This window comes from Dyadobacter jiangsuensis (assembly GCF_003014695.1).
GTDB lineage: Bacteria > Bacteroidota > Bacteroidia > Cytophagales > Spirosomataceae > Dyadobacter > Dyadobacter jiangsuensis.
Genome location: NZ_PYAS01000013.1, coordinates 265,909 through 280,730, shown reverse-complemented (window position 1 = coordinate 280,730; position 14,822 = coordinate 265,909). Strand labels below are relative to the sequence as shown.

12 protein-coding genes are annotated in these 14,822 nt (G+C 48.0%); 4 read left to right on the top strand and 8 right to left on the bottom strand.

What is annotated here, in order from left to right; genetic code table 11:
• The 3 genes from CLV60_RS25165 to CLV60_RS25155 all read left to right on the top strand — a co-directional run.
• Positions 1 to 1,151, top strand: a 1,151-nt coding sequence (locus CLV60_RS25165; protein WP_170118860.1) for a relaxase/mobilization nuclease domain-containing protein, incomplete at its 5' end; no start/stop codon positions are given.
• A gap of 11 nt (positions 1,152 to 1,162) precedes the next feature.
• Positions 1,163 to 3,148, top strand: a complete 1,986-nt coding sequence (gene mobC, locus CLV60_RS25160) for a conjugal transfer protein MobC (RefSeq protein WP_106598141.1) — start codon at positions 1,163 to 1,165, stop codon at positions 3,146 to 3,148.
• Between the two features lie 1,342 nt (positions 3,149 to 4,490).
• Positions 4,491 to 5,207, top strand: coding sequence for a response regulator transcription factor (locus CLV60_RS25155; protein WP_106598140.1), 717 nt, complete (start codon positions 4,491 to 4,493; stop codon positions 5,205 to 5,207).
• 149 nt (positions 5,208 to 5,356) lie between these two features.
• Here CLV60_RS25155 and CLV60_RS25150 read toward each other — a convergent pair whose 3' ends face one another.
• The 6 genes from CLV60_RS25150 to CLV60_RS25125 form a co-directional block, all read right to left on the bottom strand.
• Positions 5,357 to 6,523: an acyltransferase family protein gene (locus tag CLV60_RS25150; RefSeq protein ID WP_106598139.1), complete on the bottom strand. Its 1,167-nt coding sequence runs from the start codon at positions 6,521 to 6,523 to the stop codon at positions 5,357 to 5,359.
• Positions 6,524 to 7,039: 516 nt separating this feature from the next.
• The gene (locus tag CLV60_RS25145; RefSeq protein ID WP_106598138.1) at positions 7,040 to 7,744 is read right to left on the bottom strand and encodes a pseudouridine synthase; all 705 of its coding nucleotides are present in this window, start codon (positions 7,742 to 7,744) and stop codon (positions 7,040 to 7,042) included.
• A 106-nt stretch (positions 7,745 to 7,850) separates the two neighbouring features.
• Entirely contained in the window at positions 7,851 to 8,582 is a 732-nt protein-coding gene (locus CLV60_RS25140) for a DUF1361 domain-containing protein (RefSeq protein ID WP_229211122.1), read from the bottom strand.
• A 71-nt stretch (positions 8,583 to 8,653) separates the two neighbouring features.
• Positions 8,654 to 10,069, bottom strand: a complete 1,416-nt coding sequence (locus tag CLV60_RS25135; RefSeq protein ID WP_106598137.1) for a DEAD/DEAH box helicase — start codon at positions 10,067 to 10,069, stop codon at positions 8,654 to 8,656.
• A gap of 200 nt (positions 10,070 to 10,269) precedes the next feature.
• A complete protein-coding gene (locus tag CLV60_RS25130; protein ID WP_106598136.1) occupies positions 10,270 to 10,635 on the bottom strand; it encodes a DUF779 domain-containing protein in 366 nt (121 codons plus the stop codon).
• Between the two features lie 7 nt (positions 10,636 to 10,642).
• Complete coding sequence (locus tag CLV60_RS25125; RefSeq protein WP_229211121.1) at positions 10,643 to 12,196, bottom strand: aldehyde dehydrogenase family protein; 1,554 nt, start codon at positions 12,194 to 12,196, stop codon at positions 10,643 to 10,645.
• Between the two features lie 322 nt (positions 12,197 to 12,518).
• Here CLV60_RS25125 and CLV60_RS25120 point away from each other — a divergent pair, with 322 nt between their 5' ends.
• Complete coding sequence (locus CLV60_RS25120) at positions 12,519 to 13,445, top strand: AraC family transcriptional regulator (RefSeq protein ID WP_106598135.1); 927 nt, start codon at positions 12,519 to 12,521, stop codon at positions 13,443 to 13,445.
• Positions 13,446 to 13,615: 170 nt separating this feature from the next.
• Here the strand turns inward: CLV60_RS25120 and CLV60_RS25115 are convergent, their stop codons facing one another.
• Both CLV60_RS25115 and CLV60_RS25110 read right to left on the bottom strand, forming a co-directional pair.
• Positions 13,616 to 14,092 carry a DUF1905 domain-containing protein gene (locus CLV60_RS25115; RefSeq protein WP_106598134.1) on the bottom strand — a complete coding sequence of 159 codons (477 nt, stop codon included), beginning with the start codon at positions 14,090 to 14,092 and terminating at the stop codon, positions 13,616 to 13,618.
• Positions 14,093 to 14,106: 14 nt separating this feature from the next.
• Positions 14,107 to 14,748 (bottom strand): 3-keto-disaccharide hydrolase, encoded by a 642-nt coding sequence (locus CLV60_RS25110; protein ID WP_170118859.1) that lies wholly within the window; start codon positions 14,746 to 14,748, stop codon positions 14,107 to 14,109.
• Positions 14,749 to 14,822 lie beyond the last annotated feature (74 nt).

The following is a 14,822-nucleotide window of genomic DNA, read 5'->3' as shown; positions in this document are numbered from 1 at the left end:
AACTGCTTCTGCAGCTTTTTTCTGCTACCGGCCGCCAGATAATTAGGTGGTCAATTTGCCACGGAATCAGGTGGTCAACTTCTCCGAAATACCCAGACAAGCTCAACGGCCAGCAGCTTAAAGAGATCTCCCAGGCCTATATGGACCATATCGGCCTGGGCCAGCAGCCTTTTCTGGTTTACCAGCATCTGGATACGCTGCATCCCCACCTGCACCTTGTCACTGTTAACGTAAAAGCAGACGGCTCGCGTAACACAGTCTTCCATGTCAGGGAAGCCTTTGCCAAAAACGCGCTCAAACAAATAGAGAAGCAATATCAATTGACTGCTTCTGACGGGAGGGTATTGCCAGCTCCAAAGCTTGAAAGCGCTCAAAGACTGCAATATGGCAAGATGCCGGCAGCGCTTGCCATCTCACAGGTTCTCTCGGTGGTGCTGCCTTACTTCAAATACTGCACGATCATAGAGCTCAACGCGGTGCTACGGCACTATAATCTGGCCGCCAACCCGGGCAGACCAGGCTCTAAAACCCGCCTGCATCAGGGCCTGAGCTATCAGATGCTCACCCAAAACGGAAAGAAAACCGGAAGTCCTCTGAAAGCCAGCCGGCTTGATGGCAAACCCAACATGAGCTATCTTCAACAACGTTTCATAGCCAACAGCGCGGTAATTGCGCTGCATACCCAGCGTATCAGGACATTGATCGATCTGGCCCTGGTCACAACTCAAACAAGGTCGCTGGCCGATTTGGACGATCGTCTCTCAAAAGATGGCATCAAAGCCGTCTACGCTTTCACGCCGGCTGGTCAGCTCTCCGAAATCATTTTTGTCGATTTCCGCTCGCGTGCAGCCTGCTCAGCCAGCCGGTTGGGAGAACGCTACACTCATTTTGGGTTGCAAAAGCACTTCGCAGAATTTGAAAGGATCCATGGCCCAGCCCAGTACCAAAATCCGTTGGCCCACCCGCTGCCCTGGCAGGCTAAGGGCCAAGACAGCGCTGATCAAAGCATTGAGGGTCAATCCGGCCAGCGCGAAGCTGATGAGAGTCTTTTGAAACTACTGCTTGACCCGGCGCCACAAGCGGATTACCTGCCGCGTGAGCTGAAAAAGCTTCTCAGAAAAAAACGCAGACAAATCTCATTACAACTTTAAGTACTTAACTAATGACACACGCAACCTCAGAAAACCAGCAAGCCTTACACAAAATCACCGATATGAGCCGGTTGATCAGCCTGGCGCTGCTGGCACTGCACTACTATTATTACTGCTACCGCGCCTTTGAATTCTGGCAACTGACCCCACCTTGGATTGTGAGAATTTTAGAGCAGATCGCAAAAACGGGCCTGTTTGATAGTTTTCAAAGGACCAAGCTGGCAGCGCTGCTATTTCTTTTTATCTCGCTGCTGGGCGCCAAAGGCAAAAAAGATGATGAGCTTACGATCGCCTCCCCGCTTGGCTGGGTTATTGCAGGTCTTCTGTGTTTTCATTTTTCCTTTTTGGCTTTCGAGCTTGGCGCTGCTAGCCCCTTTACAGCGGCAGTTTACCTGTTTTGGTGCTCAGTCAGCTACCTGGCCATCTTACAGGGCGGCTCACGGATTTCACGGGTAATCCATCAAAAACTTAACGTCGATGTCTTCAACGCAGATAACGAAACATTCCCCCAGCACGAGCAGCTTCTGCAAAACCAGTACTCAATCAATCTGAAAGCCAGCTACCGGCTCGGCAGAAAAACGCGCAGCAGTTGGGTTAACTTTATCAACCCATTCCGGGGCATACTTGTAGTCGGCTCTCCCGGCTCTGGAAAAACCTACTACGTGATCCGTCATATCATCACTCAGCACATCCAGAAGGGTTTTTCAATGTTTATTTATGATTTCAAATTTGACGATCTGACCAGCATCGCCTACAACACCTGGCTCAATGCGGCAGAGCAGCCCGGTGCAGCCAAGGCATTTTACTATGTGAATTTTGATGACCTCTCACGCTCGCACCGGTGCAACCCCTTGGAACCAGCCTCGATGACCGATATTTCTGATGCAGCAGAATCGGCCCGCACGATCCTGATGGGGCTCAACCGGGAATGGATCCGCCGCCAGGGCGATTTTTTTGTTGAATCCCCGATCAACTTTTTAACAGCGATCATATGGTTTTTGAGAAAATACCAGAACGGTGCCTATTGCACCCTTCCTCACGCAGTCGAGCTGATGCAGACAGAGCACGCCAAACTTTTCTCAGTGCTCAGAACCCAAAAGGAAATACAGGCGCTGATCAATCCTTTTATATCCGCATTCATTCACCACGCTAACCAGCAGCTAGAGGGCCAGATCGCTTCGGCTCAGATTTCGATGGCCCGCCTCTCATCGCCACAGCTGTACTATGTTCTTTCAGGAAGTGACTTTTCCCTTGATATCAATAATCCGCGAGAGCCAAAAATCGTCTGCATGGGCAACAATCCGGCCAAAATCCAAACGTATGGTGCGGTGGTCTCGCTGTACATCTCACGCCTGATAAAAGCAGTCAACCAAAAGGACAGACAAAAGTCCAGTCTTGTCTTTGATGAATTTCCCACTGTTTATCTGAACCACATCGATTCGCTGATAGCTACTGCCAGGCAAAACAAAGTGGCCACAACGGTCGGAATCCAGGATTTAAGTCAGCTCCGAAAGGATTATGGAAGAGAACTTGCCGATGTTGTGATGAACATAACCGGTAACATCATCTCAGGGCAGGTTACTGGCGATACTGCCAAACAGCTCTCTGAGCGCTTTGGCAGAATCAACCAGAACCGCACCAGTCTTTCAATCAACAGGGCCGACACCTCCATCAGCCGCTCCAAGCAGCTGGATGCGGCCATCCCGCCTTCGCGCATAGCGGCCCTAAGCGCGGGTGAATTTGTCGGGATGTGCGCCGATAATCCCGATCAGCCCTTAGAGCTGAAAACATTTCACTGCACGCTGGTCAACGACCATAAAGCGCTCAGCCGTCAGCAAGCAAACCAAAAGCCCTTACCGATCATCCGAAACGTAAGCCCACAGGCTATCGATGCCAACTACCGGCAGATCAAAGAAGATGTTGAGACGATTATTTTCTCACAGATGGAGATGATGCTATCTGATCCGGAGCTATCACATTTGATCATCAGCAGATAAACTTTTCACTAGGGTGACTAGTCAAGTTACATTTATTTTCATTAACGAAAAAAGCCCCATAGGAAGAGAAATGCCGCAATTCTGATGATACATCCCAGCAGGCCGCTTATGTGAGGACTTCTGTAAGAATATCCGCTGATTAATAGCCGCAGTATGCATTTCAGTCATCAAATCAGGGATTAATCAAATTCGCAACTGCTGCGTTCCCGCCATCTTCGGGATGATCAATCTGAGAAATTTCAAGCATTAACTTATAGGAGTGTGAACAAAGCCAGGTAAATCAACACGCAAAAACAAAATGGGGATCCGCATACCGCAAGATCCCCTTCACTATACCGTTGAGTAAAATCGAACGCAAAATAGTAACCTAATTCGAAGCTTAGCGCCAACTCCTATTACATTCTACAACATAATTACCTACCGGTAAAGGCTGTAAAAGTCTTTCAGAAACCCTCCACGGACTCAATTCGTCCGAAATGTTTTTGTATAGAATTAATTACACGTAAAACCTTTTTGTGTGGTAAATATTCGGTTACAAATACTACATCGACCCATTCTAGCACTCGATCTTAGAGGAACGATACGTATACACACCAACGTCTCAATTTGCATTATTTCAATCGCCCGCATTATTTGCATATCCTATTCTATATCAGCAGGTCCAGCATAAGCAGCTCTGATTCAATCCTTTAAAATACTTAAAAACGATTGCGTCAACAAAAATAAAACTATCTCATTTATTAATATAATTATTTAAATAATTAGTCTAGTTAAAAGAATATACGTCGATCTGTAATTTGTGATAGTAAACTTTGTTGCATAGTTTCAAGCTCCGAATATTCTATCCCGGGTGTGCAGCCCAGCTTATTTCACGCACTTAATTCCGTATCCAGTCAAGGCCTTCTACAATGTCCAGGTATACCTGTGAAAGCCTTTTGTAGAACCCGTCTGATGCGATATGCTTATGAAGTAATATTTTATTCAACGTTAATAAAAGAAAGATGTCACCAGCAACGATTTTCACAACTGGCCCCAACAGTTGGGCTCCTCAGCGGATCACACGATCGTCCGCCACGATTACATTGGCAAAACGGAGAAAAGCATCCAGCCAACGTTGATCGTACGGCAAACCCATTCATTTTTACCGTTTCACATCAGAAAAGCGCCTGTCTTGCAGGTAGCCAGTAGATTTCTATAACAGTTATCGCCTGGTTTACTTCGTCCGGTCTCATGCTGGTATGCATTCATGTACAAACCTGGCTGAAACGTTCTTCCATCAAAACCCATTAACTAACCACTTGAAAGGCAGCACGCAAGCAACCTTTCATCAATCCCTCCAATTATGAGAATAGCACTAATTGATAGCCATCAAATCTTTACGGAAGCTCTTAGAATAAACCTGATCAACTCGCTGCCTGCGATCGAATCGATCGACCATTACAGCTCGATCCAGGCTTTTACAGCCCAAATCCGTGATACATCACCAACCCTTGTGATCACCGAACTTTGCTTCAACGGCAAGTACGACAAAGGCGTGGACGCTATTTTTCGCCTGACTGACAAAAGCACCAAAATCATCGTTCTGACCTCATTAAATGATGACTGGCTGATCAGAAGCTACATGCGGCTCGGCGCCAAGGCATTTCTGACCAAAACTTGCATGTCCCAGGAGCTTTTCACTGCAATTGCGCAGGTTCAGAAAGGCAATTTGTTTCTCTCGGAAGATGTTCAGAACATCCTCTCGGCAGGCATAACTACCGGGGCGCCGTCCGTAGATTATCTGTCGAGCATCGAGCGGGCCATTCTGGAAGCGCTTTCTAGGGAAGAACCGCCTAAGGCGATTGCTACTCAGCTAAAGATATCGATGATCGAGCTCAAATATCACCGCAGAATGCTCATGGAGCGGTTCAATATGAAGCATTTTGCAGATTTGGTGGACCTCACAAGAAAGCCCGGATTTTTAAAATCAGAAACTACCGAGAATAGGCCTGACACCGGCGCACGTGGCGGGAAACCTGTGATCAGGTTTCCACATAAGGAAGTTGCTATGCGCGTTTGATCTATTGAATTATGATTTTCGTAGGCGGTAGGAAACATGATAAAGATGTGACCTACTGTCGACAAAAATTGAATGGGAAAGCGAGATAAAGCCCTCGCTTTCCTTGCGATCCGCCGGAGCATGCCAATAGACAATGGCTGATTTCTCCGCTATTGGACGTCAGCAACCATTTGTTGCTCATTTGCGGAAATGAACCTCTTTCCAATATTAATAAATGGTTTTTCCAAGAATTTAAAAAATAGTGTGCCAATCACAAAATTTACAACAAGGAAGAGGATTAATGATATTGCTGCGGTTAAATACTTATTTAGCCCAAAAGATATAGTTAAATGAATTATTCCGGGCATTACAATCATATGAATCAAATAGAGTGAATAGGATACATCAGCGCCCCATTTAGAAACCTTTCCAGAAAAAATGTCCCTGGCCAGTTGCAATTGTGAGCTTATCCATTTGTGCCCAATATCATCCGCAAACATGAACAGTACTATTGCTACCAACACTAATGTCGACATTATTCCCATTACCGGGGCAGCAACTACAATGGATACAGCTAATAGAACCCAAGAAGTCCTTTTCATTAGCACGTTTGATATAAGCATACCAAAGTAAAAATATATTAGCTTGTGAGTTATCATTGAAGGTGCTCCCAATGATACCAATGACCCGCTGCGATTCCAGTCGCCAAACACAATGGGTGATAAATAAAGACAAGCTAAACTTATCGCAAAAAAAGCTATAAATGCAGTATTCTTCCCGCGCGACAAAACGCCAAAAAGTATTGGAAATATAGCATAATACTGCATTTCCAGCGAAAGACTCCACGCTGGACCAAGTATACTCACATTCTGACCCGGAATAAAACCATGCAAAAAAGTTAAATGCGTCAGCAAATCAATATATCCGGGTCTATTATTTACGCTATATGTAGTTGTAAACACATTGCCGTGCCCTGTAAAAAATTCATAATTTGAATTGACCCAAATGGCATTAATATCAAACATGCAATAGGCAGCGACAATTCCGAGCAGATAAAGCGGATATATCCTAAAAAGTCGTCGTAAGTAAAACTTCGTCACAGTGCTGCGTTCTGTCGGCGGCTCTTTATCCTCTCTTAAAGTGTAGTGATACATCATCAAAAATCCTGTTATCACCATAAATCCATCAACGGCCGCTCCATTGTATAACAATACCCGGCCAATAATAGGTATCTCAAGAAACGATTCTTCGCCCATGTACTTGTAAAGATGTCCCACTGCTACCCATAGCGCTAGGACAAGGCGTACGCCATCTAAAAATTTCGTATTGTGCTTCATTGTGCTCTCGTTTGAAATGCAAACAAAATGGATGCAAAAATTATTGAATTAGGTAAGCGCTGTTACCTGAGATAGATCCTAAGTCCGTACGAGGGGATTTATCGACAAAATGCAAAGTACCCCTCAACGGAATATTCCCGTTTCGATTTGAGCACATCAAGGTCGTTATTGATTCTTGGTGCTGGTTCTCAGCACACGTAGTTGGAGTTGGGTCCGAAACCAGCATCAATGAAGCCATGGCCGGTCGGATGGCCCGAGACATTTTTAGCAAAATCTTAAAAGTTTACGTTGAGTAGATCATTCCCCTAAAAAACTCTAAATGCATCAACTTATCCACATTCAAATGAATATTTTTAAAGGCAATAGCAAATATAAAGCTTTTTTTGCCAACAGCGGAACACTATGGCATCGCCCTAATGCCGAGAACACGGCTCCCCTGAGCTGCAACTCATTTTAGTTATATGGAACAACTACATATAGCACTATAAACAACCTCATTACACCCAATAAACTATCTCAATTCCTAGTATAGTCAGCGGTCAACAACAATACTTCGCGCATTCGAGAAAACTCAGCCGGAAAGGGTGCCTGGATGGTCACCCTTTCCTTTGTAAAGGGATGTACAAATTCCAGCTCCACCGCATGCAGCATCATCTGCATCATGTGTAGATGTTCCTTGAAAAACCGGTTTTGCTTGTTACACCCGTGCGGGCGGTCGCCGATGATCGGGTGCAGGATATGCGCCAGATGTTTGCGAAGCTGGTGCATGCGTCCTGTGGCGGGATTTAGCTTCACAAGCGAATAGCGGGATGTCGGGTGTTTCCCGATTGCGAACGGCACTTCGCTGCGCATCAACGTCTCGAAATAGGTGACCGCATCCTGCGTTACGCCGTCGTCGCGCTTCAGTGGATAATCGATTGTACCATTATCGGGGGTATAGCCTCTTACAATGGCGTGGTAAGTCTTGCCGATCTCGCCATCCATGAACTTGCGCTGCATTTCAGTGTTGGTGGCTTCATCCAACGCGAATAGCAGCACGCCGGAGGTTTTGCGGTCGAGGCGGTGGACGGGATACACCTTCCGCCCCAGCTGATCGCGCAGGAGCTGCACGGCAAATACGTCGGCATCGCTGGCGATAGGCGACCGGTGCACAAGCAGACCGTTGGGCTTATTGATTGCTACCAGGTGCTCGCACTGAAATAAAATTTCTAACGGGTCCATTCTGAAATGTAAAATCGGGGAATTTTATCCCAAACGAGAAGGTCAATGTGTCGAAAGTAGCCCACGGGCCGGGAAAGGATCAGGCATCGCGGTGCCGCATTGCCTGTTAATGGGATTCGTGATTCTTCCTGGAATGCCGGATACGGAAGCGTATCACCCCCCACAACACGAGATACAATATCCCGAGCAACATCCCGATCTCCATCGCGAACACCCACGCGGTGCGGTCCAGCAAACTTTCGAAGAGGTTATTGAGGATGGCTCTGGGCTCATGAATAATGTCCCAGCTGTTCATCCTGCGCACGCGGCCGAGGTACACGCCAAAGCCCGCCAGCGGAAGGCTTAGCAGCAGCAGCGTGTTGGCTGGCTTCCGGTCGAACACCCTGCGCCACGAGCGGTGGATCCAGTAAAGCGAAACCAGACCATTGAAAAGGCTTACTTCCGCGTAAGAGAACAACATGATGATATCGTGCCAGGTCAGATCCCGCTGGTAATCAACCGTCAGGTGCGCCAGGTCGGTGATCATATAGGGCGCATTCGGGAAGAATGCCAACCAGGCAATGCTTAGTATCCCTAAAACGAATGGAATATGCCCGAAACGCTTCGTGAGATTATCAGCCATAAAGGCGATAATGAGCGGTATCCAGCTCAGGAACAGGTTCCAATCGAGCGAAAAATCAACCGGGGAGTTGAAAAGGATGCGGACAAGGTGAAAAAATACCGCAAGCAGGCTCAGGACCAAAAGCAGTAACAGCGAAAACAAGCCTTCCATCGTAATGATGGGAGGATCGGATACGCTGAATTTATAATTCCTTATCCAATCTATCAAACGGTCCAAGTGTACGTAATTTAAGTTCTTTCATGACGAATAAGCAAGACAAACAAATGCTCACGTCTGACCAACTCTGATCAAGAGGCCTGTGCCTCAGTAGGGTTTACGGTTTTCGGCTGATCCTTTTTCGGTCTCCTCCGCTTGTTCCTTCGTTTCGGTTTACTGGTAGTACCCGGCGCACCGGCCGTTCCCGGATCCGCCGTCGGCACGGCAGCACCTTCGGTATCAACGGTGCTCTGAGGCTTTGCTTCGCGATGTGGTTTTCTCGCAGAAGGAGCGCCTGACCCGCCCTTCTTTTTTCTGCTCTTGCTATTGTTACGCCCTGACGAACGAAAACGTGGCGGCTCAAATACGGGAGCCTCACCCAGTCCCAATTCTGCGGTGACAGATTTCTTCTCCAACTCCTTTTCAAAAAGCCTTTCGATCTTCAATACATATTTCTGATCGTGCTCATTGATGAACGTCATAGCGGTGCCTTTTGATTCGGCGCGTGCTGTACGCCCTATACGGTGTACGTAATCCTCGGGGTCACGGGGAACGTCGTAGTTCACAACATGACTGAGATTATCAATATCTATGCCGCGGGATAATACGTCGGTCGCAACCAGGATCGGAAACTGCCTGTTTTTAAAATCACGCAATACAATTTCTCTTTCCCCTTGCTCTGAATCCGATGAAATGCCGTGTGCCCCCAGCCCCAATTTACGAAGTGCCCGTACGATTGGTTCGACGTTGGATTTACGGGAGGTGAATAGTACCATACTGATATTCTCAACACCTTTCAGCAAATGCATCAGCAGCGGCAGTTTCTGCTCGTCTTTGGCTAGGTAAAACTGCTGGTCAATCCGGTCGGCCGGGCGGGAAACCGCTAGCCTGATCTCTTCCGGGTTTTTCAGAATGCGCTTGGCTAAATCGCCGATTTTCGGGGGCATAGTGGCCGAAAACATCAATGTCTGCCGCTCGTTGGGCAGATAGCTCATGATTTTCAGGATATCGCCCAGGAAGCCCATATCCAACATACGGTCGGCTTCGTCGAGGACCAGGTGCCGCAAGTCACGGAAATGAACGTAGCCCAACTGCAAATGCGCGATGAGCCTGCCAGGCGTAGCGATGATAATATCTGCGCCCTGGGTTAATGCTTTCTTCTGTTGATCCCACTCCGGCCCCTTGTTACCACCGTACACGGCAATGCTGGTAGCGCCAACAAAATACCCCAAACCCTGAATCTGCTGGTCGATCTGCACGGCAAGTTCACGGGTAGGTACCAGAATCAGCGCACCGGTATGCGCGTTGGCCTCGTGGGCTACTTTGTCGAGAATGGGGATCAGGTACGCGGCGGTTTTGCCGGTTCCCGTTTGAGCGCAGGCAAGCAGGTCTTTGCCGCTGAGAATGTGTGGTATAGCCTGCTCCTGGATAGGCGTCGCCTGTTGGTAGTTCATGGAATCCACGGCGTTCAGGACGTCTTCGTGGAGTTCAAATTCGTTGAAATTCAAAATTCAGCTTTTAAAATCCGCAAATCCGTTGATTTACAGATGTGTTATAGATATAGCTGACCTTGATTTTCCCAGTCAGCAAACCGCTCGATTTTAACAAATATAACCAATAAGTGCTAAAACGACAAGAAAGGTATGAAACCACCGTGTAAAAGATTCACTACACGGCGGCCTCACACCTTCCAAAAATAATACGGTTTTCAGACGTTGACTGCCGTCAGATTGTTGGCTTCCTCGGGCGTGTAAAGTCTTGACCGGGTGATGAAACGCACACCCAGCGGTATCTCCAACGAAAAACTCGCACCCCGGCCGGGCACAAGATCGATCGTCAATTGCGTATGCTGCCAGTACTCGAACTGGTCGCGGCTCATAAAAAATTCACAGCCCCCTATTTCCCCCAGCAGCACATCATTTTCCGACACGCGGAACTCCCCTTTTGGAAAACACATGGGCTGTGAGCCATCACAACATCCCCCACTCTGATGAAACATCAGCTCCCCGTGCAGCTCCCGAAGCTGGTCTACAACCTTTTCGGCTTCGGGAGTAATCAGAACGCGCTCGGTCATAACATCCTCAGAAAAATCCCAGCTTGTTCTTGTCGTATGAAATCAGCATGTTCTTGGTCTGGCGGTAGTAACCTAGCATCATTTTGTGGTTTTCCCGGCCAAAACCCGACTTTTTATAACCACCGAACGGAGCATGGGCGGGATAGGCGTGGTAGTTATTCACCCACACCCTACCCGCCAGGATCGCCCGTGGTACCTGATAAAGCTCGTGCGCATCACGTGTCCACACGCCCGCGCCCAGGCCATAAAGTGTATCATTCGCGATGGCGATTGCCTCCTCCGTAGTCTTGAAAGTGGTTACGCACACCACAGGTCCGAAGATCTCTTCCTGGAAAATCCGCATTTTATTATGGCCCTTGAAAATCGTTGGCTGAATGTAGTACCCGCCCGAAATACCATTCTCAAATCTCTGCGCATCGCCGCCTGTAAGCACTTCCGCGCCTTCCTCCTTGCCTATTTTAAGATAGGACAAAATCTTTTCGTACTGATCGTTCGAAGCCTGCGCGCCCATCATAGTAGTTCCATCGAGCGGGTGGCCCATTTTGATCGCCTTTGTGCGCTGGATAACCCTTTCGATGAATTTGTCGTAAATACTCTCATGCACGAGCATCCGCGACGGACAGGTACAAACCTCTCCCTGGTTCAATGCAAACAATACCGCGCCTTCAATAGCCTTGTCCAGGAAAGCATCATCCTCGTCCATCACCGATGGGAAGAAAATATTCGGCGATTTACCACCCAGCTCCATCGTCACCGGCACCAGGTTATCAGAAGCATACTGCATAATAAGCCTTCCGGTAGTGGTTTCTCCCGTAAATGCAACCTTAGCCACGCGCGGCGACGATGCGAGCGGTTTACCGGCTTCCACACCGAAGCCCGTAACGATATTGAGCACTCCGGCAGGCAAAATGTCCCCGATCAGCTCCATGAGTATCATAATAGAAGTAGGCGTCTGCTCGGCAGGCTTTACCACCACGCAGTTACCTGCCGCCAGTGCAGGCGCAATTTTCCAGGTAGCCATCAGCAGTGGGAAATTCCACGGGATAATCTGCGCGACCACGCCCAGCGGCTCGTGCAGATTAATGCAAACCGTATTTTCGTCATGCTCGGAAATGCTACCTTCCTCTGCGCGGATCACGCCCGCGAAGTAGCGGAAATGGTCCACACAAAGCGGCAAATCGGCGGCGCGGGTTTCCCGGATGGCTTTTCCGTTATCGATCGTTTCGACGATGGCTAGGTATTCCAGGTTATCCTCTATCACCTGCGCGATTTTCAACAGCAGGTTGCTGCGGTTGGTGGCCGAAGTTTTACTCCAAGCCGGAAACGCGGCATGCGCCGCGTCAAGCGCAGCCTCTACATCCTCTTTGGTAGAACGGGCGGCTTTGGTGAACACTTGTCCGTCAATGGGTGAAATGTTTTCGAAGTACTCGCCTTTGGCCGGCGCCACAAACCGGCCGTTGATATAATTATCATATTTATCTTTAAAATCAGGCCGTTTAGCCAGATTTTCACTACTGTAAGTCTTGCTCTCTACTGCCTTGTTTTCGATGATCGTATCCATGATTAAAGGTTATTTTTAGAAATGATTGATAATACAAACCTAATCCTGCCAGGCGTTAATCATTGGTACGATCGTGTCAAGTGTTAGGATAATTATCTCATTTTTTCAAAAAACAATTATATTTAGTGGGTGGGGAAATGGAAGAAGGGAGGAAAGAAAAAAAGGGAGAAGGGAGGAAAGGGAGGATGGAGGAAGGGGCTGCCCGCTTAGGGAGAATTTGTCATTTGTAGTTAGGGATTGTGGGCGTTGGTGTTGATGGTCAGTGTGATTAGAAATTGTAGGTAAGTTGGAAAAGGGTGTTGGGATTTAAAATAATAGGACAATGGCAGCAGGTTTCAGATTGGATCAGGTGGCGGTTTCGGGAGAGAAATCATTGAAAACGTTGGTAGAGAACCGCCGGGCATTTACGCTCGAAAACTGCGAGTTGAACTTGTTTGAGACCTTGCAGCCTTCGGCGCTCGTGCCGCTTACCTTCCCTGATTTCGTGGTGACAAGCATGCTACGGGGAAAAAAGGTAATGCATTTGTTCGACCAGCCGGGATTTGACTATCTACCTGGCGAAACGGTGCTCGTTCCCGCTAACGTGACGATGAAGATCGATTTTCCCGAAGCCCAGCGCGACAACCCTACCCAATGCATTGCCCTGGCGATCGACCAGATGAAAATCCAGCAGATCGTCGACCGGCTCAGCGAAACTTACCCGCGGGAGGGCCGGCAACAGTTTTGGTCGTTGCAGCACAGTCAGTATCATTTCCTGAACAACATTGAACTCGCGCAGACACTCAATAAGCTCATTAAAATCTGCTCAGGTTCCGCATTAGGAAAAGACATTCTCGCAGATCTTACCTTACAGGAGCTCATTGTACATATTATCCAGACGCAGCATTTGGCCGCCACCGACGATGCTTCTTACTTCCACGAGGACAACCCTCTGGCATTCGTCGTGAATTATATCAAAGCCAATATCAATGAAAAGATCCAGGTAGAAGACCTTAGCGAGAAGGCATGCATGAGCCGCGCTTCATTCTACCGGGCATTCAAGCGCGAGTTCAGCATCAGCCCGCTGGATTTCATATTAAGGGAAAAGATCAAAAAAGCCAAGCAACTTTTGTCGCATACCAAGGACAGCATTTCGGACATCTGCTACCAGCTTGGTTTCTCGGATTTAAACTACTTCGGCAGGCAATTCCGTAAGTCGGAGGGCATCTCGCCGAGCCAATATCGGAATGTCACAAATCGCGACGAGTGACGTTTTGGTCAGGTGTGGTCATTTATTGTCAGGTATAGTCAAGTGTTGTGATTCGTAGTCAAATATTGTCAAGTATAGTCATGTATTGAGAGGAAAATAATCCATGACTACGACAATCCAGTAACAATTTCTGACACACTTGACAATACCTGAGAACACCTGACACTTCTCTACACAATACGTCCAGCTTTAAGGCGGTCGGTCATCATAATAGAGCGGTCGATCCGCACCTGGATTGATTTTGCGCTGGCGATATAATGGATAATGGCCCGTTGGTTCACGGGTTTGGCATTTTCAAACAGTCGCTTCGCTTCTTCATCCTGCGCGAGCAGTTCCTGCAACTCCTCGGGCATGTCCCGGCCATATTCGCTGTCGTCTTTGCGGACTGTCGCATGCAGTTTTTGGCCCAACACCAGCTTACCCTGCTGGCGGAGTGGTGTGGCAACATTAATATAAAAGCCTCCCCCGCCCTTGGGACGGATCGCGCACTGGAAATGCACCTGGCCATTGATCACGCAACGCACACGTGCGGGCTTCCGGCCTTCGACGAACTGCACGGCTACGTCGTCGGGTACCATCATATAAAATTCGCCTCCCTTTTTGGGGAGGCGTTCCAATATCGATTCAAAATGAACTTCTTCTTCCATCGGAAGCAATGCGGTTATTCGGTTAACGGTCTCACCTGAATGTCTTTATAGTACACCACGCTCTTGGGATCGTGCGCCTGCAATGCAAATGTACCTTGTTTCAGGAATCTGTTCTTCATTTCGCCCTCGCGTTTGTCAACGCCGGTTTCTTCGTAGTCCACCACCACTTTGTCATTGATTTTGATGGTAATGTGTTTGCCCTCGACTTTCACATATTCGGTGTACCATTCATTGTCTTTCACGTAAGTATCCTTCACGTCGATCACGTTATAGAGGCTGCCAGTTCGCTTGTAGTCTGTATGCGACTGGTTGACCTGCACTTCATAACCTATCGCCGGCCAGCCATCTTCCTGGTAAGTGGTATGAATGAAAATACCAGAGTTCGAGCCTGGTGTGGTCTTTACTTGTGCCCTAAACTCAAAGTTTTTGAACATATGGTTTTTAACCGGACCATCATAGAACAGGTGCGCGCGCGGCCCGGCCACTTTAATGGTACCATCCTCGATCGAGAAGGAGCTCGCATTCGCGCCGATTTTCCAACCGGTAAAATCCTTTCCATTGAACAGGCTGATCCACCCGTCCTGTGCGTGTGCAGAAATTCCAAGGGCAATGCTCAGCAAAACGGCGCTGCAAAAAACATGCATTAATCTTTTCATAAAATTCCGGTTTGGTAGTTCAAAAAGGTTGGTTTGTCAAAATCAGTCAACGTGTAACTAAACCGCAAACTCCT